General features: G+C 74.1%; 9 protein-coding genes and 1 pseudogene. 1 reads left to right on the top strand and 9 read right to left on the bottom strand.

Features of this window, described 5'->3' with window-relative positions:
• The 5 genes and pseudogenes from AOK24_RS14855 to AOK24_RS14835 all read right to left on the bottom strand — a co-directional run.
• Positions 1-224: pseudogene (locus tag AOK24_RS14855) on the bottom strand (UPF0104 family protein); the annotation flags it as partial.
• The gene (locus AOK24_RS14850) at positions 224-1,135 is read right to left on the bottom strand and encodes a methyltransferase domain-containing protein (RefSeq protein ID WP_055720544.1); all 912 of its coding nucleotides are present in this window, start codon (positions 1,133-1,135) and stop codon (positions 224-226) included. The pseudogene AOK24_RS14855 and the gene AOK24_RS14850, both read right to left, overlap by 1 nt.
• A complete protein-coding gene (locus AOK24_RS14845; RefSeq protein ID WP_055720543.1) occupies positions 1,132-2,346 on the bottom strand; it encodes a glycosyltransferase family 4 protein in 1,215 nt (404 codons plus the stop codon). The genes AOK24_RS14850 and AOK24_RS14845 overlap by 4 nt, the downstream gene beginning before the upstream one ends.
• Positions 2,343-2,741 carry a 6-pyruvoyl trahydropterin synthase family protein gene (locus AOK24_RS14840; protein WP_055720542.1) on the bottom strand — a complete coding sequence of 133 codons (399 nt, stop codon included), beginning with the start codon at positions 2,739-2,741 and terminating at the stop codon, positions 2,343-2,345. Before AOK24_RS14840 ends, AOK24_RS14845 begins: the two co-directional genes overlap by 4 nt.
• 134 nt (positions 2,742-2,875) lie before the next feature.
• Entirely contained in the window at positions 2,876-3,853 is a 978-nt protein-coding gene (locus tag AOK24_RS14835) for a zinc-dependent alcohol dehydrogenase (RefSeq protein WP_055720541.1), read from the bottom strand.
• A 108-nt stretch (positions 3,854-3,961) separates the two neighbouring features.
• Between AOK24_RS14835 and AOK24_RS14830 the strand changes: the two genes are divergently transcribed.
• Positions 3,962-4,864 carry a CDP-alcohol phosphatidyltransferase family protein gene (locus AOK24_RS14830; protein ID WP_055720540.1) on the top strand — a complete coding sequence of 301 codons (903 nt, stop codon included), beginning with the start codon at positions 3,962-3,964 and terminating at the stop codon, positions 4,862-4,864.
• A 71-nt stretch (positions 4,865-4,935) separates the two neighbouring features.
• On the opposite strand, the gene AOK24_RS14825 is transcribed toward AOK24_RS14830, so the two are convergent.
• The 4 genes from AOK24_RS14825 to AOK24_RS14810 form a co-directional block, all read right to left on the bottom strand.
• Complete coding sequence (locus AOK24_RS14825) at positions 4,936-5,619, bottom strand: YcnI family copper-binding membrane protein (RefSeq protein ID WP_055720539.1); 684 nt, start codon at positions 5,617-5,619, stop codon at positions 4,936-4,938.
• Positions 5,620-5,655: 36 nt separating this feature from the next.
• Complete coding sequence (locus tag AOK24_RS14820) at positions 5,656-6,258, bottom strand: hypothetical protein (RefSeq protein ID WP_055720538.1); 603 nt, start codon at positions 6,256-6,258, stop codon at positions 5,656-5,658.
• 34 nt (positions 6,259-6,292) lie between these two features.
• On the bottom strand, positions 6,293-7,585 hold the full coding sequence (locus AOK24_RS14815; RefSeq protein WP_055720537.1) for an MDR family MFS transporter: 1,293 nt from the start codon (positions 7,583-7,585) through the stop codon (positions 6,293-6,295).
• A partial coding sequence (locus tag AOK24_RS14810) for an ABC transporter permease (protein ID WP_159051872.1) occupies positions 7,582-8,425 on the bottom strand: 844 nt, incomplete at its 5' end. The genes AOK24_RS14810 and AOK24_RS14815, both read right to left, overlap by 4 nt.

Genomic DNA, 8,425 nt, shown 5'->3' with positions numbered 1-8,425 from the left:
CGCCAGAGCAGCACCCCGATGATGACGGCCCCGGCGACCGTCCCGAAGTGGGTCCGCAGCACCCGCGCCCAGCGCCGCGAGCCCGGCGCCGGGCGCTCGCCACGAGCCGCGCCGTCAGCGGGGCCCCCGTCGGCACCGGCCGTCCCTCCGGCCGCCTCACCGCCGTCCTCCTGCCGCAGCACGCCCACCCCACCCGTTCCGACACCCCCCGACCCCTCGGCCATCAGGCGCTCCCCACCGGCCGGGCCAGCGCCAGCAGATCCGTGTGGTGGACGACCACCGACAGCTCCCCGGCGGCGGCAGCCGCGAGCCGCGCCTCCAGATAGCTCTCCGCGCGGGCGGCGAGGTCGGGGCGTTCCTCGACGGCGGCGCCCACCCAGCCGCGCAGCCACTGCGCGGTGAGCGCCGCCTCGGCGGGCCCGAGCCGCCAGGCGCTGGCGTGCAGTTTCACCGTCGCGCCCCGCGCCTCGAACGCCTCGGCGGCGACGTTCACCGCGTCGGGTCCGAGGAGCCCGTCCCGCCGCTGGTGGGCGTTGAAGGCGTCCTGGATCTCCGTGTCGAGCGGGTCGGGGTCGGAGAGTTCGACGCGCCCGGCGACGGACAGCGTGAGCAGCGCGGGGCACCCGGCGCCCACGCACGCGTCAACGAGGGCGTCGATCTCCTCGCGGGTCAGCACGTCGAGGAGGGCGGAGGCGGTGACGAGGGACGCCCCGCTGAGCGCGTCCGGCGTCAGCCGGGCCACGTCACCGCGCCGCGTCTCGACGGTCACCCGGCTCCCGTCGGCGGCGGCCCGGGGCGAGGCGACGGCCGCGAAGTGCAGCAGGTAGGGGTCCCGGTCGTGGAGGACCCAGTGCTGGGCCCCGTCGAGCCGGGGCGCCAGCCACCGCCCCATGGACCCGGTCCCGCACCCGAGGTCGTGCACCACGACTCCGGCCTTCCCTCTGGGGAGGTTCGCGAGGCGGATGCGCAGCGGGTCGAGGAGGTCGAGCGCACGGGCGCCCGCGTCGGCGGGTTCGCGGAGCTGGAGCCACTCGGGGGCGTACCGGGGCGGGTCGTCGGGGCCGGACTCGCGCAGCCGTACGGTGGCGCGTTCGGCGACGGGTCCGGCGCCGGGGATGACGTCCGCGCTGCTCATGCGGCCCTCCAGGACTCGCGGGGAAGCCGGCCGAGGACGCCGGCGAGGCTCTTGGCGGTGGACGCCCAGCCGCCGAGCGCGGCGCGCCGGCCGCGGGCGGCGGACTTGAGGCGGCGGCGCACGTCCGCCTCCCCGAACCAGCCGCGCAGTTCGGCGGCGAGCGCGGCCGGGTTCTCCGGCGGCACGAGGATGCCGGGGACACCGCCGTCGGGGGCGCGGCCGACGGCCTCGGGGACACCGCCGACGTCGGTGGCGAGGACGGGGATGCCGCGCGCGAGGGCCTCGGTGACGGCCATGCCGTACGTCTCGGCGTACGAGGTGAGGACCATCAGGTCGGCGCGGGCGTAAGCGGCGTCGAGGGCGGCGCCGGACTTCGCGCCGACCAGGTGGAGCCGGTCCTCAAGACCGTGCCGGGCGATGAGTTCGCGCAGGTGGGCGACGTACTCGGGGTCCTGGTCGACGCCGCCGACGAGGTCGCAGCTCCAGGGCAGGTCGGTGACGGTGGCGAGGGCCTCGACGAGCCGGTGCTGCCCCTTGCGGGGGGTGACGGCGGCGACGCACACCAGGTGCGAGACGCCGTCCGTGCCGGAGGCGAGCGGCGCGATGTCGGCGCCGGGCGCCGCGACGTGCACCTTCTCGGGGGCGAGGCCGTGGTGCGAGACGAGGCGGCGGACGGCCCAGTCGCTGGTGGCGATCACGGCGGGCACCGCGCGCAGCACGGCCCGTTCGCGGGCGTCGAGTTCGGCGGCGACCTCGGGCGCGAGGCCCGTCTCGTCGCCGAGGGGCAGGTGCACGAGGACGGCGAGCCGCAGCCGCTCGGCCTCGGGGACGACGACCTCGGGGACCCCGCAGGCCACGATCCCGTCGAGCAGGACGACCGACCCGTCGGGCAGGTCGCGCAGGGTGCGCGCGAGGGCGTCGCGGTCGTCGGCGGACGGCTGCGGCCACGCGCCGTCCGCGAGGTGCTTGCGGACCTGCCAGCCGAAGCCGGGCAGGTCGAGGCAGACGCGGCGGTCGTAGGCGTTGCCGCCGCTGGGGCGGCTCGGGTCGTCGACCCCGCCGGGCAGGACGAAGTGCACGGTCCGCAGCGACATGGGGATCAGGTCACCGTTCTTCCTGGCGACCGGCTGCACCGGCTGCTGCTTCGGCACGTAGGTCAGCGCCGACTTGTCGAGCCGGACCGGCGTCCGCTCCATCGTCACGTCGGTCACAGGGCACGCTCGTAACTCGCCCAGGCGATGTGCGACTCGTGCAGCGTGACGGAGAGCGCGGAGATGCCCCGCGCGCCTTCCCCGAGCGCCCCCTTCCCGATCCGCTCGGCGAGCCGGTCGGCGATGACCTTCGCCAGGTACTCGGTGGACGTGTTGACCCCCGCGAAATCCGGCTCGTTGTCCAGATTCCGGTAGTTCAGTTCCGCGACCACGGCGCCCAGTTCCTGGCTCGCGAGTCCCATGTCGACGACGATGTTGTCGTCGTCCAGCTGCTCGCGGCGGAAGGTGGCGTCCACGAGGAACGTCGCTCCGTGCAGGCGCTGCGCGGGTCCGAAGACCTCGCCGCGGAAGCTGTGGGCGATCATGATGTGATCGCGGACGGTGACACTGAACAACGGACGACCCTCCAGGTGCGGCGCGTCTGGTCCCCCGGACGGTACGCGCCGGGGGATGCCGTGTAGTACGGCCGGCCGCTTCCCCTTGTTCAGCGACCGGTCACTCTTTTCTCAGGTCAGGCGTGCGCCACCGGTCAGGGCGCCGGGTAGCGCACCCGGTGGCACAGCGCCGGGATCTCGCCGGAGGCCAGCTTCGGGAGCACGGCGGGGAGTTCGTCGAACGCGCACTCTCCGGTGATCAGCGCGTCGAGCGCCGGGTCGGCGAGCAGGTCGAGGGCGAGCGCGAGGCGGTCGGCGTAGGTGCGGCTCGCGCGTGCGGGCGAGACGGTGCCGACCTGGCTGCTGCGGATCGTCAGGCGCCGGGAGTGGAACGCCTCGCCGAGCGGGAGGGCGATACGGCGGTCGCCGTACCAGCTGAGTTCGACGACGGTTCCCTCGGGGCGCAGGAGTTCGAGGGCCCGGTCGAGGCCGGCCTCGGTGGCGCTGGCGTGGATGACGAGGTCGAGGTCGCCGGCCGCGTCCTGGGGGAGGGCGAAGTCGATGCCGAGGTGCGCGGCGGTGGCGGCTCGGGCGGGGTCGGCGTCGATGAGCTGAGCTTTCACGCCGGGGAACTTGGCGAGGAGGGCCGCGACCGAGCTGCCGACCATGCCGCCGCCGATGACCGCCACGCGGTCGCCGATCATGGGGGCGGCGTCCCAGAGGGCGTTGACGGCGGTTTCGACAGTGCCGGCGAGGATGGCTCGTTCGGCGGGGACGTTTTCAGGTATGACGATCACATTCGCGGCCGGTACGACGTACCGCGTCTGGTGCGGGTACAGGCAGAACACCGTCTTGCCGAGAAGTTCCGCCGGACCCTGTTCGACCTCGCCCACATTGAGGTACCCGTACTTCACCGGAGCCGGGAAGTCGCCCTCCTGGAACGGCGCGCGCATCGCCGTGTGCTGGTTCTCGGGGACCTTGCCGCCGAAGACCAGCGTCTCGGTGCCGCGGCTGATCCCGGACCACAGCGTCCGCACCAGCACCTCGCCCTCGGCGGGCTCGGGAAGCGCCGTCTCGCGCAGCTCCCCCTCACCCGGACGGCTGACCCAGAACGCGCGTGCGGCGCCCTTCATAGAAAACCTCCTGAACGATCGGCATCCGGTTCACGTACCGAGATGTGGCACAGGCCGCGCACAGTACGCGGCGATGATCGACTCTGTCACTCGGCCGGAGGATGTGCGGTGGCCCTGAACAACACGTACGAAGCAAGGCTGGTCCAGCAGGAGACCGCTCTGGGAGCGGGCGCTCAGCTCCTGCTGCTGGCCCTGCTCGGCTCGGTGATCGGCATGGGTACGGCGGGCTGGGCGACCGGCCTCGTCTTCGCCCTCGGCACCTGGGCCCTGCTGTCCGGCGCCTGCCACCGCTCCGGAATCCGCACGTTCGGGCCCGCCAACCGCGTCACCCTCGGCCGCGCGGTCCTGGTCGGCGGGGTGACGGCCCTGGTCGCCGACTCCTTCGAGTCCGCGCCGCCGGTCACCCTCCTCGTCGGCCTCACCGCCGTCGCCCTCGTCCTGGACGGCGTCGACGGCAAGGTGGCCCGCCGTACAGGGACCTCGACGCCGCTCGGCGCGCGGTTCGACATGGAGGTCGACGCGTTCCTGATCCTGGTGCTCAGCGTGTACGTCTCGACCCAGCTCGGGCCATGGGTGCTGCTGATGGGCGCGATGCGGTACGTGTTCGTCGCCGCCGCGTACGTCTGGCCGTGGCTCAACTCCGCGCTCCCGCACAGCATGGCGCGCAAGACCGTCGCGGCGACGCAGGGCATCTGCCTCCTCCTCGCCGGCTCCGGACTCCTGCCGTACGCCGCGAACCTGGCGATCGCCGGTACGTCGCTGGCGGCGCTGATCTGGTCGTTCGGGCGGGACGTCCTGTGGCTGTTCCGGACGCGGCCGGGGGCGGCGAAGACGGTCGGAGAAGGGGCGGTTCCGGAGTCGGCGTCGGGGGCTGTGACCGTGACGGTGCCGCGCGGTGCCGAAGCGGCGTCGGTCGAGGCGCGCGTCGCCGCCGAGCCGGTCGTGGTGATCTCGGAGCCGATCGTGGCGGCTCTGGCGTCCCAGGAGAGGCCGGTGCTCGCGGCACGCTGATCGTCGTACGAGAAGGCCCGGACCCCGCGGGGGGAGTCCGGGCCTTTTCCCATGGCTACGACTTCACATGGCTACGGCCTCGGCGAGCGCGCCCGCGCCAGCGCGAAGCCTCCTGCGCCCAGCGCGACCGCGCCGAGCGCCAGTCCGCCGATGCCCAGGTCGCGGGCCGTCGAGTCGTGGCCGGCGGTGCTCTTCGCGACGGGTGCCGTCGGCCCCGTCGGCTTCCCGGAGGTCAGGGTCAGGACCGGCGCCGGGTTCTCCGGGTCGTCGTCGCCCTGGCCGGCCGCCTCGATCCAGCGGACGACCTTGCCGCTGTCGTACGTCTGGAGGGTCTTGAACTCCAGCTTCGTCGCGTCCTCGGGGAGCTGTCCGAAGGCGACGCCGAAGTCCTCGAACCGGCCCGGCGCGATCTTCCCTCCGGTCCAGGTGATCTCGGAGACCGCGTCGGTGATCGTCCCGTCGTCGGTCTTGACCGGGGTCTTCAGCTTGGTGGTGGTGACCTTCGGGGTCCAGCCGTCCTGGGCGTGGACCAGGACACCGAGGAGGGGGTGGTCGGTGGGGAGGAAGACCTGTACCTGCGAGGTACTGGCCTTGTCGTCCTCGTTGGGGACGCGGAACGTCAGGAGGCCGTCGGTGGCTCCCTGGGCGTAGCTCTCCGGGTGGACGGTGACGTGCGCGGACGCGGCGCCGGCCGACGCGAGGACACCGCCCGCCGCGAGCAGGACGGCGAGGGCCGCGGTACGTGTGCGGAACATGGCTGACTGATCTCCGTACGAATTGAGTCGTTTCCTTCAGGCCGGGTACGGAACCGGCCCGGGCGGCCCTCTCCGCCGTACGGCGTGCCGCAGCAGGAGACTTCGGGGCGCGGGGAGATACGGCCACGGCCGTACGACCCTGCGGGCACCCGCGATCCGCACGGGCCCACGCCACCAGGCGACGAGCCCCGGAACCAGCGCGACGGCCCGGCGCAGCAGCGACCACAGCGCGGCCTCACCGCGCCGGAGCCACCAGGAGGTGAGGAGCGCGGCGAGGAAGTGGGCGGCGAGGGTGTGGGGGGTGTGGTGAGCGGCGTGGAGTGGGAGCGGCATCCGCATGTGCGGGGTGGCGGGCATCCGCATGTGCATCTGGACCGGCGTCCGCACGGGACCCGGCATCCCGAACCCCACATGCAGCGCCCCCTGCGCCACCAGCGTCGCCCCACCGATCCCGACGAGACTCCGCTCCCGCCCCCCGAGCACCCACCCGGCACCGAACACGACACAGAAGCCGAGCCCCTGCACCCCGGCGGACGGCGTCTCCCCCACCGCCACCAGGTGCGCCCCGACAGCCAGCAGCACGCACACCGCCGCGAACACGGCGGCACGCAACCCGCGGACCCCCGGCGACGCACTCATGTCCCGGGATCCTGCCACGCCCGCGCGCGCCGCTTCACCCGCCTTGACTGTTCTTGGGAATCGACGCGGGCTCTTCGACGGGTTCGGCGTACACGGCCGTTTCCCTGTGCTCCACCGTTTCCGTGCGCGGCAGCAGCGTGATCGCCGCCAGCGGTACCGCCGCCAGTACCAGCCACGGCACCGCTGCGGGCAGCCCCGTGTCCAGCAGGGTTCCTGTCAGCGAGCTGCCGATCAGGACGATCAGGCCGGACACCGAGGACAGTGCGCCCGTGTACAGGCCGAGCCGTCCGTCGGGCGCGAGGTCGGGAACCCAGGCGCGGGCGGCCGGGGCGACCAGCATCTGGCCGAGCGTGAGCAGGACGACGAACCCGGCGGCGGGCAGGAGCCCGGTGGTGCCTTCCAACCGCGCGGGCAGCGCTGCGGCGACGACCGCGAACCCGGCGGCGATGAGGGTGAGCCCGCCCGCCATGGACGTACGGAGGCTGAGCCGCTCCCCCACCCACCGGGTGACGGGCAGTTGCGCGGCGACGACGAGCGCGGAGGAGAGCGCGAACAGCCACGACAGCGGCGTCTGGGACCCGGCCGCGCGCTCGACCTCGGCGGGCAGCGCGAGGTAGAGCTGGTTGTAGGCGAGCAGATAGGCCCCGTAGGCGCAGCACAGCGCGAGGAAGCGCCGGTTGCGCAGCATCGGCCCGACGCCGCCCTTGACCTGCGTCTTCTGGCGTCCGGGTATGTGCTGCGGCAGCAGCCACGCGTGTCCGGCGAGGACGAGGACGAAGACCCCGGCCCCGGCCAGGCACACCGTGCGGAAGTCGACGGACAGCAGCAGCGCCCCGATGAGCGGCCCGACGAACGCCCCGGCCTGCCCGGCGACGGTGAGCAGCGCGAGGACGCGCGTACGGGGCCCGTTGCCCTCCTCCTCCCAGACGACGGCCTGCCGCGCGACCTCGCTCTCGACGGCCGGCGAGAACAGTGCGGCGGCGAACCCGATGAGCAGCACGGACCCGATGACGGACGCGACCTCGTCGGCGAACCCGAGCCACGCGAACCCGGCGATCCTCAGCACGCACCCGGCGAGGACGACGGGCCGCACCCCGTACCGGTCGGTGAGCGCGCCCCCGACGACGAACAGCCCCTGCTGGCTGAACGTCCGGAGCCCCAGCACGAACCCGACGAGCCACCCCGCGAGCCCGATCCCGGTCCCGAGGTGCTCGGCGAGGAACGGCAGGACCGCGAAGAACCCGACGTTGAAGGCGAGTTGGGTGAGGATCAGCAGACGCAGCAGGGGGGAGAGCCGCGTCTTCTCGACGCCGGTCGCCAGGGTCATCGGGCCGCCACCAACTCTCGTACGGGTTCGGGTAGTTCAGGGATCTGTGGGTCGTCGCCCGGGGCGCTCCCCCGGCGTCGGCGCAGCCCTCCGGCGGTCACCGCGAGCGCCCCGAGGACGGCGAGCGCGGCGGCGGGCGCGAGGACCGCCCACGGCGCGCGCTCGGCGTACGGCTGGTTCTCGGCGAGCAGCAGCCCCCATTCCGGGGACGGGGGCTGGGCGCCGAGGCCGAGGAAGCCGAGGGTGGCGAGCGCGAGGGCGTTGCCGGGCAGCCGCAGGGCGGCGTGGCGGGCGACGGGCGGGAGGATCGCGGGCAGCAGCGCGCGCCGCAGGAGGTGGCCGCGGCCGGCGCCGAGCGCGCGGGTCGAGGCGAGGTGGACGGCCGCCTTCTCCTGGGCGAGCAGCGCGGAGGTGTGCGCGGCGAGGGGCACCCAGGCGACGGCGGTCACCGCGAGCGCGGGCGTACTCGTGCCGCTCCCCCACACGGCGGCGACCAACAGCGCGGCGAGGACGGGCGGTACGGCGTTGACGGTGTCGACGAGCGGCGCCGACAGCCTCGGTACGAGCCCGAGCAGGACGCCGATGACGTACGCGGCGAGGCTGATCCCGCCCGCCAGCAGCAGCGTGTCCAGCGCGCCGTGCGCGACGCGCGCGAGGAGGTCGCGGCCGAGGGCGTCGGTGCCGAACGGGTGCGCGGCGGACGGGGATCGGAGACGCCGGGTGGTGTCGACGGCGAGCGGGTCGCGGGGCAGCCCGGCCGCGACGACGGCGAGCAGGAGTCCGCCGTACAGCAGCGGCGGGAGCCTGCGCGCGGGCGGGTCGGGGCGGTGCAGGGTGGGG

It is taken from the genome of Streptomyces niveiscabiei, from assembly GCF_001419795.1.
GTDB lineage: Bacteria > Actinomycetota > Actinomycetes > Streptomycetales > Streptomycetaceae > Streptomyces > Streptomyces niveiscabiei.
Note: the sequence above shows the minus strand (reverse complement) of the source record. Positions and strands in the feature narration are given on the sequence as shown.